Source organism: Streptomyces sp. BA2 (assembly GCF_009769735.1).
GTDB lineage: Bacteria > Actinomycetota > Actinomycetes > Streptomycetales > Streptomycetaceae > Streptomyces.
Genome location: NZ_WSRO01000002.1, coordinates 4,118,040 through 4,130,973 on the forward strand (window position 1 = coordinate 4,118,040; position 12,934 = coordinate 4,130,973).

The 12,934-nt window shown below is 68.7% G+C and carries 10 protein-coding genes; 3 read left to right on the plus strand and 7 right to left on the minus strand.

Annotation, left to right across the window (positions count from 1 at the left end):
• The first annotated feature begins 137 nt into the window (after window positions 1-137).
• Window positions 138-593 carry a GNAT family N-acetyltransferase gene (locus E5671_RS21095; protein ID WP_160505516.1) on the plus strand — a complete coding sequence of 152 codons (456 nt, stop codon included), beginning with the start codon at window positions 138-140 and terminating at the stop codon, window positions 591-593.
• A gap of 33 nt (window positions 594-626) precedes the next feature.
• Here the strand turns inward: E5671_RS21095 and galK are convergent, their stop codons facing one another.
• Genes galK through galT form a run of 3 tightly spaced genes read right to left on the minus strand, consistent with a single transcriptional unit; the run spans window position 627 to window position 3,834 of the window.
• Window positions 627-1,793, minus strand: coding sequence for a galactokinase (galK, locus tag E5671_RS21100; RefSeq protein WP_160505517.1), 1,167 nt, complete (start codon window positions 1,791-1,793; stop codon window positions 627-629).
• A gap of 29 nt (window positions 1,794-1,822) precedes the next feature.
• Window positions 1,823-2,776: a UDP-glucose 4-epimerase GalE gene (galE, locus tag E5671_RS21105; RefSeq protein ID WP_160505518.1), complete on the minus strand. Its 954-nt coding sequence runs from the start codon at window positions 2,774-2,776 to the stop codon at window positions 1,823-1,825.
• The gene (galT, locus tag E5671_RS21110) at window positions 2,773-3,834 is read right to left on the minus strand and encodes a galactose-1-phosphate uridylyltransferase (protein WP_160505519.1); all 1,062 of its coding nucleotides are present in this window, start codon (window positions 3,832-3,834) and stop codon (window positions 2,773-2,775) included. Before galT ends, galE begins: the two co-directional genes overlap by 4 nt.
• A 227-nt stretch (window positions 3,835-4,061) precedes the next feature.
• Here galT and E5671_RS21115 point away from each other — a divergent pair, with 227 nt between their 5' ends.
• Window positions 4,062-5,744 carry a sodium:solute symporter family protein gene (locus E5671_RS21115; RefSeq protein WP_160505520.1) on the plus strand — a complete coding sequence of 561 codons (1,683 nt, stop codon included), beginning with the start codon at window positions 4,062-4,064 and terminating at the stop codon, window positions 5,742-5,744.
• A gap of 24 nt (window positions 5,745-5,768) precedes the next feature.
• On the plus strand, window positions 5,769-6,053 hold the full coding sequence (locus E5671_RS21120) for a hypothetical protein (protein ID WP_160505521.1): 285 nt from the start codon (window positions 5,769-5,771) through the stop codon (window positions 6,051-6,053).
• A 22-nt stretch (window positions 6,054-6,075) separates the two neighbouring features.
• Here E5671_RS21120 and E5671_RS21125 read toward each other — a convergent pair whose 3' ends face one another.
• From E5671_RS21125 to E5671_RS21140, 4 genes are all read right to left on the minus strand, one after another.
• Entirely contained in the window at window positions 6,076-6,801 is a 726-nt protein-coding gene (locus tag E5671_RS21125) for a helix-turn-helix transcriptional regulator (RefSeq protein WP_237330208.1), read from the minus strand.
• A 263-nt stretch (window positions 6,802-7,064) separates the two neighbouring features.
• Window positions 7,065-8,903, minus strand: a complete 1,839-nt coding sequence (locus tag E5671_RS21130) for an outer membrane protein assembly factor BamB family protein (protein WP_160505522.1) — start codon at window positions 8,901-8,903, stop codon at window positions 7,065-7,067.
• 73 nt (window positions 8,904-8,976) lie between these two features.
• Window positions 8,977-10,821: an outer membrane protein assembly factor BamB family protein gene (locus E5671_RS21135; RefSeq protein ID WP_160505523.1), complete on the minus strand. Its 1,845-nt coding sequence runs from the start codon at window positions 10,819-10,821 to the stop codon at window positions 8,977-8,979.
• 146 nt (window positions 10,822-10,967) lie between these two features.
• On the minus strand, window positions 10,968-12,794 hold the full coding sequence (locus E5671_RS21140) for an ABC-F family ATP-binding cassette domain-containing protein (protein WP_160505524.1): 1,827 nt from the start codon (window positions 12,792-12,794) through the stop codon (window positions 10,968-10,970).
• Window positions 12,795-12,934: the final 140 nt, after the last annotated feature.

A 12,934-nucleotide genomic window follows, 5' to 3' on the forward strand; every position in this document is an offset into this window, starting at 1 on the left:
GCCACCCCCACGCCGGGTGTCGTACCCGACTGTCTCGCCCCCTGATCAGTGCCGGCCCCCACCGGCACTGCCACTCAGAGTAGGGCCGCACGGCAGGAGCGGAAGGTAATTTACAGAACTGACTGGCCAGCGCGTTTATGGTGAGCCGTATGTTTCGTATTGAGACAGGAGTCGACAAAGAGCGGTTCGCTCTGCTCCTCGCCGGACTCGAGGACGCGAACACGCGGGCGTCACCGGTGATCCGCGCACTGCGGGACACCCCGCAGGATCGTGAAATACCGCTGGCGGTCTGGCTCCTGGAACGCACGGAGGGCCTCGTCGGCGGCCTCGCCGGACACACCTGGGGCCGCTGGCTCCACGTGAACTACCTCTGGGTCAGCACGAAGCACCAGGGCGCGGGCCTCGGCGCCCAACTGCTCGCCGAGGCGGAACGCATCGCGCGCGAGGAGCGCGAATGCCTCAACTCCCGCGTGGAGACGTGGGACTTCCAGGCACCGGGGTTCTATCGGGGCCAGGGCTACGAGGTGGTGTCGGTGATCCCCGACTATCCGCAGGGCGCGAAGGAGTTCACCCTTACGAAGCGGCTGGGGTAGGCGAGCAGGTGGGGGGCCGGGGGCCGGGGTAAGTCACCTCTCCCGGCGTGCCCCCGCCGAAGGAACCGCCGGGAACACCCGTGGTGCCGTGAAGCCCGCTGTAGTGAAGGCCTCCAGGATCGACTTCGTCACCGGGTCCGCGTCCGCCTCCTCCACCAGGACGATCGCCGAGCCGCCGAAGCCGCCGCCCGTCATGCGTGCGCCGATCGCGCCCGCCGTGTTCGCGGAGGTCACCACCAGGTCCAACTCCTCGCAGGAGATGCGGAGATCGTCCCTCAGGGATGCGTGGCCCTCGGTCAGGACTGGGCCGATCGCCCGCACCTCCCCCGCGTCCAGCAGGCCGATGACCTGCTCCACCCGGTGGTCGTCCGAGACGACGTGGCGTACGTAGCGGCGGATCTTCTCGTCCGTCAGTTTGGCCAGGGCGGAGGGGAGTTCGGCGTACGGAACGTCCCTGAGGTGGGTCACGCCCAGCTGTCGCGCGCCCTCCTCGCAGCCGGCCCGCCGCTCGGCGTACGCCCCGTCGCCCAGCTCGTGCTTGACCCGGGTGTCGACCACCAGGAGCTGGAGGCCCTGTGCCGCGAGGTCGAAGGGGACCTGGCGTATCGAGAGGTCCCGGCAGTCCAGGTGCAGGGCGTGGCCCTCGGTGGCGCACGCCGAGGCCATCTGGTCCATCACGCCGCACGGCACGCCCACGAAGGCGTTCTCGGCGCGCTGGGACAGGACCGCCAACTCAGGGGCGGTCAGGCCGAGTTCGCACAGGTCGTTCAGGGCAAGTGCCGTGACGACCTCCAGGGCCGCCGACGAGGACAGGCCCGCCCCCGTCGGCACGGTCGAGGCGAGGTGGATGTCGGCACCCCCGGAGACCGCGTGGCCCGCTTCCCGCAGCGCCCACACCACGCCCGCCGGGTAGGCGGCCCAGCCGCCCTGCCCGGCCCCCCGGGCAGTCAGCGCGAGGGGTGTCAGGTCGTCGACCCGCAGCTCGGCGACCGGAGCGTCGATGTCCGCCGAGTGGAGCCGCAGGACTCCGTCGGTGCGCCGCGCCACCGCCGCCACCGCGGTGTGCGGCAGCGCGAGCGGCATCACGAAGCCCTCGTTGAAGTCCGTGTACTCGCCGATGAGGTTGACCCGGCCAGGTGCCGACCAGACCCCCGTCGGCTCGTACCCGTACAGCTCCGCGAACTGCCCCGCTACGTCCATCAGTTACCCCTTAACCCCTGTTGACCCGGTCAGCGCTGGGCGAACGCCCACGCGTCGGCGACGATGCCCGCGAGGTCCGCGCGGGACGGATTCCAGCCGAGCCGCTCCCGCGCGGTGGCCGCGGACGCGACGAGGACCGCGGGGTCGCCGCCCCGGCGCGGGGCCATGACCTCGGGGATCGGGTGCCCGGTGACCTGGCGGACGGTTTCGATGACCTCGCGCACGGAGAAGCCGTTGCCGTTGCCGAGGTTGCAGATCAGGTGCTCGCCGGAGGTGGCGGCCTCGACGGCGAGGAGGTGCGCCTGGGCGAGGTCGGCGACGTGGATGTAGTCGCGGACGCAGGTGCCGTCCGGGGTCGGGTAGTCGTCGCCGAAGACGTTGATCGCCTCGCGACGGCCCTGCGCGACCTGGAGGACGAGGGGGATCAGGTGCGACTCCGGGTCGTGCCGCTCGCCGTAGGCGCCGTACGCGCCCGCCACGTTGAAGTAGCGCAGCGACACCGCGCCCAGGCCGTGGGCGGTGGCCTCGCCGGTGATCATGTGGTCGACGGCGAGCTTCGAGGCGCCGTACGGAGACGTGGGGGCCGTCGGGTCGGTCTCCGTGATGGGGGTGCTGACCGGTTCGCCGTACGTCGCGGCGGTGGAGGAGAACACCAGCTTGCGGACATCGGAGGAACGCATCGCGGCCAGCAGCGCCATCGTGCCGCCGACGTTGTTGTCCCAGTACTTCTCGGGCTTCACGACGGACTCGCCGACCTGCGAGAAGGCGGCGAAGTGCAACACGGCGTCGTAGGAGGAGTCCAGCCACTTGGCGGCATCACGGATGTCGCCCTCGATGAACGTGGCGCCGGCCGGGACGCCCTCGCGGAAGCCGGTCGAGAGGTTGTCGAGGACGGTCACCTCGTGCCCGGCCTCGATCAGATGCTGGGCCACCACGCTTCCCACATAGCCCGCCCCGCCGGTGACCAGGTACTTACCGCTCATGAACTCGCTACCTCTCGCAGTCGCTGGGCCGCGGCTTCCGGCGGCACGTCGTTGATGAACACGCTCATGCCGGATTCGGAACCCGCGAGGAACTTCAGCTTGCCCGAAGTGCGGCGAATGGTGAAAAGCTCGAGGTGGAGTGCGAAGTCGTCCCGGTTGACCCCGTCATGTCCGTCCAGTGCGCCGAAGGGCGCCTGGTGCCAGGCGGCGATGTACGGCGTGAGCTGACCCTCTTCACCGAAGATCCGGTCGAAGCGCCTCAACAGTTCCAGATAGACCTGGGGAAACTCTGTGCGCGCGGCCTCGTCGAGCCCCAGCAGGTCCGGCACCCGGCGCTTGGGGTAGAGGTGCACCTCGTAGGGCCAGTGCGCGGAGTAGGGGACGAACGCCACCCAGTGCTCGGCGTCAAGGACCACCCGCTCCCCCGCCGACTCCTCGGCCACGACGTCGTCGAAGAGGTTGCGGCCGCCCGTCGCCTCCTTGTGCGCGGCGAGCGACCTCAGCATCAGGGACGTACGCGGGGTGACGAAGGGATAGGCGTAGATCTGCCCGTGCGGGTGGCCCAGGGTCACGCCGATCTCGGCGCCGCGGTTCTCGAAGCAGAACACCTGCTCGACGGAGGGGAGGTGCGAGAGCTCGGCGGTCCTGTCCGTCCAGGCGTCCAGGACGAGGCCCGCCTGTGCCTCGGTGAGGTCGGCGAAGGACGAGTCGTGGTCGGAGGTGAAGCAGACGACCTCGCAGCGTCCGGCGTCCCCGGCCAGCGAGGGGAAGCGGTTCTCGAAGACGACCACGTCGTACGAGGAGTCGGGGACCTCGCTCAGACGGTCGCCCTCGGAGGGGCAGAGCGGGCACTCGTCGGCCGGCGGGTGGTACGTGCGGCCCTGGCGGTGCGACGCGATGGCGACGGCGTCGCCCAGGAGCGGGTCTCGGCGGATCTCCGATGTGGTGGAGATGGGGTCCAGGGGCCTCCGGTCGATGGCGTCGCGCACCGCGTCGTCGCGCGAGTCGTAGTAGATGAGCTCACGACCGTCTGCGAGACGGGTCGAGGTCTTCTTCACGTCCGGGGCTCCTCACCAACACCCACCCAACATAACCGCACATAACAAATCACAAGGCAACAGCATCGTCAATGCCGCGGCTGGAACGTGGCGCCAACAAGCCCCCTTGAGCGACGGCTATGCGTCCGATCACAATCCAACAAAGAACACCAACAGAAGTCTTCAGTTATTGAAGTGAGGGGCGTAGGTTCCGGTCTGATCAGTTCGCGCAACGAAGCGAGTTCCCCATGCAGTCCCCCACACAGACCCTGGCCGAGGGGCTTCGGCTGCCCACCAACGGCCTCGACTACGCGATCCTCGCGATCTACTTCGCCGTGGTCCTCGGCATCGGCTTCGCCGCCCGGCGCTCCGTGAAGACCAGCCTCGACTTCTTCCTCTCGGGCCGCTCCCTGCCCGCCTGGGTCACCGGCCTCGCGTTCGTCGCCGCGAACCTCGGCGCCACCGAGATCCTGGGCATGGCGGCGACCGGCGCCCAGTACGGCGTCGCGGTCGTCCACTGGTACTGGATCGGCGCCATCCCCGCGATGGTCTTCCTCGGCCTCGTGATGATGCCGTTCTACTACCGCAGCAAGGTCCGCTCGGTCCCCGAGTTCCTGCTCCAGCGCTTCGACAAGTCGGCGCACCTGCTGAGCTCGGTGCTCTTCGCGTTCGCCGCGATACTCATCGCGGGCGTGAACCTCTACGCCCTGTCGATCGTCGTCGAGGCGCTCCTGGGCTGGCCGCAGTGGGTGGCCATCGTGGTCGCCGGGTTCTTCGTCCTGGCGTACATCACGATCGGCGGGCTCTCCTCGGCGATCTACAACGAAGTCCTCCAGTTCTTCGTGATCCTCGCCGCGCTCATCCCGATCTGCGTCATCGGCCTGAAGAAGGTCGGCGGCTGGGACGGCCTGAGCGGGTCGATCGAGAAGTCGCACGGCGAGAACTTCATGACCGCCTGGGGCGGCACCGGCATCGGTGACGCCAACCCGCTGGGCGCGAACTGGCTGACGATCATCCTCGGCCTCGGCTTCGTGCTCTCCTTCGGCTACTGGACGACCAACTTCGCCGAGGTGCAGCGCGCCCTGTCCGCGAAGAACCTCTCCGCCGCCAAGCGCACCCCGCTGATCGCCGCCTTCCCGAAGATATTCATCGTCTTCCTGGTGATGATCCCGGGCCTGGTCGCGGCCGTACTCGTCCCGAAGATCGGCACCGCCGGTTCCGACCTGACGTACAACGACGCGATCCCTTACCTGATGCAGGAGTTGCTGCCCAACGGCGTGCTCGGCATCGCGGTGACCGGTCTGCTCGCGGCGTTCATGGCGGGCATGGCGGCGAACGTGTCGTCCTTCAACACCGTCTTCACGTACGACATCTGGGCGAAGTACGTGGTCAAGGGCCGCGAGGACGGCTACTACCTGAACTTCGGCCGGCTCATCACGGCGATCGGGGTGCTCGCCTCGATCGGCACCGCCTTCATCGCCTCGTCGTTCTCGAACATCATGGGGTACCTCCAGACGCTGTTCTCCTTCTTCAACGTCCCGATGTTCGTGGTCTTCATCATCGGCATGTTCTGGAAGCGCGCCTCCATGAAGTCCGGTGTGTGGGGCCTGCTCGCGGGCACGACCGCCGCGATGGTCAACTACTTCTGGATCTACAAGCAGGGCGTCATCGACATCCCGACCGACCAGGGCGCCAACTTCGTCTCGGCGATCGTCGGCTTCGTCGCCGGCGCCGTGGTGATGGTCGTCGTCACGCTCTTCACCGCCCCCAAGCCGGAGGCCGAACTGGCCGGTCTGGTCTACGGGACGACCGCGCCGGGCATCGACGAACCACCGGCCGAGGGCGACGACGCGTGGTACCGCAAGCCCGCGCTGCTCGGCTGGGGAGCGATCGTGCTCGCCGCGGCCTGCTACCTGCCGTACTCGCTCTAATCCCGATCGGAGGTCTGGAAGAACATGTCTGAACTGCGACACGAAGTCTCCGCACTGGAGCGCAAGTCCGCCACGGCGGCCCGTCTCTTCGACATCCGGCGGATCATCGGCGCTCTGTTCGTCGTCTACGGAATCATCGTGACGATCGCCGGAATCTCCCCGTCCGACGCCGACATGAAGAAGGCGGAGGACATCAACATCAACCTCTGGACGGGCCTTGCCATGCTGGCGCTCGGGCTCTTCTTCCTCGGCTGGCTGTGGCTGCGCCCCACTCCGCCGCCCACCGAGGCACCCGAAGAAGACCAGTAACACCCCGAGGTGGGGCCCGAGTTCACTGTGCCGGTGACTCGGGCCCCGTCGGCGTCTCCGGGTCGTCCGTGAAGGCCGGCGAAGGCCGTTCCGCACGGTCGAGGAGGCCCGTCCGCGCCGCGAGCGCCGCGGCCTCCAGGCGGGACCCGACGCCCAGTTTCATCAGGACGCGCTGCACGTGCGTGCGCGCCGTGCTGGGCGCGATCCCCATCCCGGCGGCGATGAGACGGGTGTCCTCGCCGTCCGCGACCCGCACCAGGACCTCGACCTCGCGCGGCGTCAGCATCTGAAGCAGCCGCTGCCCCTCGTCGTCGGGCTGCGCCGCCGGGTTGAGCAGCTCGCTGAAGGCGCCCTGGAGCAGCTGCGGCGCGACGGCCGCCTCGCCGGCTCTCGCCTTCATGATGGCGCGCTCGACGCCTTCGATGCGCTCGTCATGGCGTACGTATCCGGAGGCGCCCGCGGCGAAGGCGGCGGCGATGCCGCGCGGGTTCGGCACCGGGCCGAGCACCACCACGGCGACCTGCGGCCGCTCCCGCTTGATCTTCACGATCGGATCGAACATCCCGGGCTCCGCGGGCGTCGCCGTGCCGAGCAGACAGACCTCGGGGGCCCGGCTGATGACCAGCTCCGCCGCCCCGGCCGCGGGCGCGGCCGCGGCAAGCACACGGTGTCCGCGCAGTTTCAGGGCCGAGGCGAGTGCCTCGGCGAGCAGTCGGTGGTCGTCGACCACCATGAGCCGCACACCCATAGAGCAAACCCCCCACTTGTCCCCACTGATCCCCCACGGATCAAGGGCCCCCCGGCCCCACGCCCACTCATCCCCCGGAAGCTACACGCTTGTTCGACGCTGCGCGCCCCCTACCGGCGATAAGCGGCCCGGAATGCCGAAATCCCGGCCAAATACGAGTGAGAGGGAGTACGTGCGTACGGAATGGCGCACGCGGGAAACGCCAGCGGCCCCGCTCCTCATGGGAACGGGGCCGTCCGGTGCGTACGCGGAGGTCAGGAGACCTACTGGGCGACGAAGCCCAGGGCCGTGTACTCCTTCTCGTCCTTCGAGTACGGCTTGCTGATCAGCTCCTTGCCGAGGTACAGCATGCCGTCGGTGTAAAGGAGTTCGTTCGATTTCGGGACCATGCCGCTGATGGCGCTGCCGACGGACTCGGCCGCGGGGGTCTCAAGGAGCTTGGTCTCCTTCATCGTCTTGCCGTTGATGGAGACGACCTGGGCGCCCTTGTCGTAGCCCGCGTCCTTGTACGCCAGGATGTTGCCGCCGTCCATGCGGATCGGGAACATCTCGCCGTCCTCGCCCGCGTCGGCACGGTCACCCGTGGTCTTGCCGGTGGCCAGCGAGAACGCGATGATCTCGTTCGTCTGGCTGTAGCCGTCGCCGCCGCCGTCGTGCTGGCGGGTGGGGACGTAGAGCTTGTCGTTGCCGACGGCCAGCGAGGTGCAGGCGTAGATGACGTTGACCTCGCAGTCGTGGTCGTACTTGCCGTCGGGCAGCGAGATCTTGGCGCGGAGCTTGCCCTGGTCGTCGAGCGAGAAGGCGTCCGTGACGCCGCTCGCGGTGATCTCCTGGGTGTCCTGGCCGAAGACGACCGGGCGGGTCGAGATGATCTTGGCGTTGTCGACGCCCGGCGTCACCGGGTAGGTCCACTTGGAATCGCCGGTCTTGGGGTCGAGGAGCTGGACCTTGAGCTTCTCGTCGCCGTAGTCACCGCACTTCTGGACGGCGACGAGCTGCTCGCCGCCCGCGTAGCCCTCGTCCTGGCACTCCTCGCCCGGGGTGGGCTCCCACAGGTGGTCGCCCGAGGTGAGGTCGAAGGCCGCGCCACCGGCGCTGGAACCGGCCGCGACGGTGCTGCCGCTGATGGTGACCTCCTGGACGCGGGCCTTCATGCTGCCCTCGTCGATGGTCTCCGTCCAGAGACTCTTGCCGCTCTTCAGGTCGACCGCGGAGATCTGCGAACAGGTCTGGTGGTCGCCCTTCTTCTTCCGCTTGCCCTCTTCGTAGGCGACCGCGACGATGCCGTCCTTGGTGACCTCGCGCGAGCCCGCGCACGTCTGGCCGGCCAGCGGCAGCGTCCACAGCTCCTTGCCGTCGGACGGGTCGTAGCCGACGATCTTGTTGACGCCCGCCTTGGCGTAGACGTCCTCGGTGAGCCAGGAGCCCTTGATGCTCCAGACGTCGTCCTTGGGGACCTCGGGCTGCGGGAGCTGCATGGAGACGGTGGCGCTGGTGTTGGCCGGGACCTTCTCCGTGCCGGGGCCGCTCGGGCCCTGCTCGTCACCGCCGCCCTTCTGCTCCCCTTCGCCGCCCTTGCCGCCGCCGGTCGAGCCCTCGGAGCTCGCCTCGGTGTCGTCCTTCTGCGTCGAGGCGTAGAAGACGCCGCCGCCGACGATCAGGGCGATCGCGACGACCGCACCGATGATGATCTTCATCTGGCTGCTGAGCTTCGAACCGCCCGAGCCGCCGGGAGCGCCTGCCTGCGGGGCCATCGGCATCGTGCCGGGCTGCTGGTAGGCGCCGTACGGGGCCTGCTGGCCGTACGGCTGCGTCGGCTGGTTGTACGGCTGGTTCGGCTGGCCCGGGTAGCCGTAGCCCTGGGGCTGGCCGGGGGGCGGGGTGCCGGGGGCCTGCGGGTAGCCGTAGTTGGGCTGGCCCTGCGGCGGCGTCGGCGGCTGGGCGGGCGGTGTCGGCGGCTGCGCGGGAGGCGGGGTCTGCGGGTAGCCGTAGGACGGGTTGTTCGGCTCGGGGGCCTTGCCGAAACCGCCGGGCGGGGGGTCCTGCGGTGCGCCGAACCCGCCCTGCGGGGGCTCGTTGGGCGGCTGGGGCGGCTGGGTCATGACGTCGATTCCTTGGGGACGAGAGATGAACTGAGCGACGAAGAGGGCGCGGGCATCTGCCCGGCGGAGAAGATCACTTGCCGTAGGCCAGCATCAGCTTCTCCTGGCCCTTTGCGCTGCCCGAGAGCCGCGTGGTGGAGATGTAGAAGCGGCCGTCCACGTAGTCGACGTCCTTGGAGTAGAAGCCGCTCTCGATCTCGGCGGTCCCCTCGGGGTTCTTCAGGAGCGTCTTCGGCTTGTGCGAGCCCGAGAGCGGGATCGAGACGACCTGGCCGCCGGAGTCGTACGACGGGTTGACGTAGGCGATGAGTGAATCGCCGTCCATCTTCATCGGCAGCATCGATTCCTCCAGCGGCGACTTCACGCGCCAGGCCTCCTTGCCGGTGGCGAGACTGATCGCCACGACCTCGTTGGCTCCGGAGGTCGCCTCGGTCGGCAGGTAGAGGTTCTTGTCGTCGGTCGCCGCGCCCAGGCAGCCCTGCAGACTGCCGCCGAGGAACGTCGAACCGCCGCACTCCGGCGCGAACTTCTCGTCGACGGCGACCTCAGAGCGGGTGTCGCTGCTGTTGGGCTTCAGCGTGGTGATGTTCCACTGCTTCTTGTCCTCGTTGGTGAGGTAGACGATCGTCGGGCTCTCGGAGTAGACCCGGCTGATCTGCCAGCCCTTGGGGAACTTCTTCGTCCACACGGCCTTGCCGGACTTCGGGTCGATCTGCTGGAGCTCGTCGTGCTCCGTGGAGGAACCGGCACCGCACGACAGGGCGCGGAGCATCTTCTTCCCGCCGGTGAAGCCGCTGGGGAAGCAGGTGCCCTCGTCCTTCTTCTCGGACACGAAGAGTTCCTTGCCGTCGCTCACCCGCAGCGCCGTGCCGGACTGGGAGCGGCCGACCATCAGCGTGTCGCCGGTGATGGAGAGGTCGACGTTGAGGGACATGTCGAAGAGGCCCTCCTCCTCGACCGGCTTGACCCAGCCCTTGTCGCCGGTCTTCAGGTCGACGACCTGAACCTGGCTGCACTTGGCGTCGTCCTTCTGGCCGTCCTTGTACGCGACGAAGATCTTGTTGTCCTTCGTGACCTGCGGGGTCGTGCCACAGATCTTCTGCGGGAACTTGATCGTCGGCCAGGCCGAATCGCCCGTGTTGACGTTGTAGGCGCTGATCTCCTTGTACGCCGCCTTGGCGGCGATGTCGCCCTGGACCCACATGCCGTTGGCGTCGGCGCCCGAACCGGGCACCTTGGGCGCTTCCTTGTAGAAGAGCACCTTCGACTCGCCGGGCTGGCGGCCCGCGTTGAGGTCTTCCTTCTCCTCTTCCCCGTCGCCCTCGCCGTTGCCCGGGTTGACCGGTGCGGACCCGCTGGCCTTCGGGTCGTCGCTCTTGCCGGCGCTCGGCTTCTTCTTGCCGCCGTCGTCACCGCCGACGACCGCCCAGGCGACGCCGCCGATGACGAGCGCCGCGGCCGCGACGGCCGCCACGATCAGGCCGGGCTTGCCCTTGAAGGGGTTCTTGCCGCCACCGCCGCCGGGCGAGGTGCCGGGCGCGCCGGGGCCGCCGGGGAACTGCTGCTGCGGGTAGCCGTACTGAGGCTGCTGGGCGTAGGGGCCCGGCTGCGTGGGCTGGCCGTAGGGACCCGGCTGACCGGGCTGCGTGGGCTGGCCGTAAGGTCCGGGCTGGTTGTACGGTCCGGGCTGTCCGGGCTGCTGCGGGTAGCCGTAACCCGGCTGGGGCGCGGGCGGAGTCTGCGGGTAGCCGTAGCCGGGCCGCGGCGCGGGCGGGGTCTGCGGGGCTCCCGACGGCGGGGCCGGCGGCTGGCCGGGCATCTGCGGTGGCTGGCCCGGTGGCTGCGGCGCGGAACCCTGCTGTGGATCCTGCGGAGCTCCGAAACCGCCGGACGGCGGCTGGTTGGGCGGCTGAGTCATCAGCGCTTCCCCCTTCACTGATTTTTCGGCACGCCAAGTGGTGCTCAGGCCGACCTTTCTATCACCCTGCGGCACTAGCACAACTGACCGGTCCGTCCCCTGTTCCCAAGGGAGGACCGGCCCGTGATGTGTCTGTTACGAGACCTCTACGCGCTCTCCGCGAGCTCCAGCCAGCGCATCTCCAACTCGTCGCGCTCGCTGACGAGTTCACGCAGCTCCGCGTCCAGTTTCGCCACCTTTTCGAAGTCGGTGGCGTTATCGGCGATTTGGGCGTGCAGCCAGGTTTCCTTCGTGGACATCTTGTCCAGCTGCCGCTCGATCTTCTGGAGTTCCTTCTTCGCGGCGCGGGCATCGGCGGAGGAGACGGTCTTCTGCGGGGCGGCCGGTGCGGAGGACCCGGAGGAGGGGGCGAGAGGAGCCGCGGGGGCGCCCGCGTCCGCCATCCGCTTGCGCCGCTCCAGGTACTCGTCGATGCCGCGCGGCAGCATGCGCATCGTGGCGTCGCCGAGCAAGGCGAAGACCTTGTCAGTCGTCCGCTCCAGGAAGAACCGGTCGTGCGAGATCACGACCATCGACCCCGGCCAGCCGTCGAGGACGTCTTCGAGCTGGGTCAACGTCTCGATGTCGAGGTCGTTCGTCGGCTCGTCGAGGAAGAGGACGTTCGGCTCGTCCATCAGGAGCCGAAGCAGCTGAAGCCGCCGCCGCTCACCACCGGACAGATCTCCGACGGGCGTCCACTGCTTCTCCTTGTTGAACCCGAACGTCTCGCAGAGCTGCCCCGCGGTCATCTCCCGGCCCTTACCGAGGTCGACCCGCTCACGCACCTGCTGCACGGCCTGCAACACCCGCAGTGTCGGGGAGAGTTCGGCGACTTCCTGCGACAGATAGGCCAGCTTCACGGTCTTGCCGACGACCACACGCCCCGCCTCGGGCTGTACGTCGCCGTCGGAGCGCTGCGCCTCGGCCATCGCCCGCAGCAGCGAGGTCTTGCCCGCGCCGTTGACACCGACCAGGCCGATGCGGTCGCCGGGGCCGAGCTGCCAGGTCAGATGCTTGAGCAGCACCTTGGGCCCGGCCTGGACGGTCACGTCCTCAAGGTCGAAGACGGTCTTGCCGAGCCGTGACGTCGCGAACTTCATCAGCTCACTGCTGTCGCGGGGCGGCGGCACGTCGGCGATGAGTTCGTTGGCGGCCTCGATGCGGTAGCGCGGCTTGCTGGTACGGGCGGGTGCGCCGCGCCGCAGCCAGGCCAGCTCCTTGCGCATCAGGTTCTTGCGCTTGGTCTCCTCGGTGGCCGCGATGCGCTCACGCTCGGCACGGGCGAAGACGTAATCGGAGTACCCGCCCTCGTACTCGAAGACGGAACCGCCCTGAACATCCCACATGCGCGTGCACACCTGGTCCAGGAACCAGCGGTCGTGCGTGACGCAGACGAGCGCCGAGCGCCGCGTGCGCAGGTGCTCGGCGAGCCAGGCGATGCCCTCGACGTCCAGGTGGTTGGTCGGCTCGTCGAGCACGATCAGGTCGGGCTCGCCGATGAGCAGCTTCGCGAGCGCGATACGGCGCCGCTCGCCGCCGGAGAGCGGCCCGATGACGGTGTCAAGGCCCTGCGGGAAGCCAGGCATGTCGAGCCCGCCGAACAGTCCGGTGAGCACGTCCCGGATCTTGGCGCTGCCCGCCCACTCGTGATCGGCGAGGTCACCGATGACCTCGTGCCGCACGGTGGCCTCGGGGTCCAGCGAGTCGTGCTGGGTCAGCACGCCGAGCTGAAGCCCGCCGTTGTGCGTGACCCGCCCGGTGTCGGCCTCCTCCAGCTTGGCGAGCATGCGGATGAGGGTCGTCTTCCCGTCTCCGTTGCGCCCCACGACGCCGATCCGGTCCCCCTCGGACACGCCGAGGGAGACACCGTCGAGCAGGGCACGGGTGCCGTACACCTTGCTGACTGCCTCGACATTGACCAGGTTGACGGCCATTAACGCTCCAGGGAAGGGGATCGATCGACCTCCAGCGTAGTCGCCCGGCCGGGGCGGCTATCGCCCGCTCCGGAGTGCGGGGGTGATCACTCTTTGTGATGACGCGACTGAGAATTCGCAGCTACCGTGGGCAGCAGGCC

Bases quoted from the DNA above. Each gene is read 5' to 3' on its own strand.
- E5671_RS21125 (WP_237330208.1), bottom strand. From the start codon at position 6,801: ATGGGTGTGCGGCTCATGGTGGTCGACGACCACCGACTGCTCGCCGAG.
- E5671_RS21095 (WP_160505516.1), top strand. From the start codon at position 138: ATGGTGAGCCGTATGTTTCGTATTGAGACAGGAGTCGACAAAGAGCGG.
- galE (WP_160505518.1), bottom strand. From the start codon at position 2,776: ATGAGCGGTAAGTACCTGGTCACCGGCGGGGCGGGCTATGTGGGAAGC.
- E5671_RS21115 (WP_160505520.1), top strand. From the start codon at position 4,062: ATGCAGTCCCCCACACAGACCCTGGCCGAGGGGCTTCGGCTGCCCACC.
- E5671_RS21140 (WP_160505524.1), bottom strand. From the start codon at position 12,794: ATGGCCGTCAACCTGGTCAATGTCGAGGCAGTCAGCAAGGTGTACGGC.
- galK (WP_160505517.1), bottom strand. From the start codon at position 1,793: ATGGACGTAGCGGGGCAGTTCGCGGAGCTGTACGGGTACGAGCCGACG.
- E5671_RS21135 (WP_160505523.1), bottom strand. From the start codon at position 10,821: ATGACTCAGCCGCCCAACCAGCCGCCGTCCGGCGGTTTCGGAGCTCCG.
- E5671_RS21130 (WP_160505522.1), bottom strand. From the start codon at position 8,903: ATGACCCAGCCGCCCCAGCCGCCCAACGAGCCCCCGCAGGGCGGGTTC.
- E5671_RS21120 (WP_160505521.1), top strand. From the start codon at position 5,769: ATGTCTGAACTGCGACACGAAGTCTCCGCACTGGAGCGCAAGTCCGCC.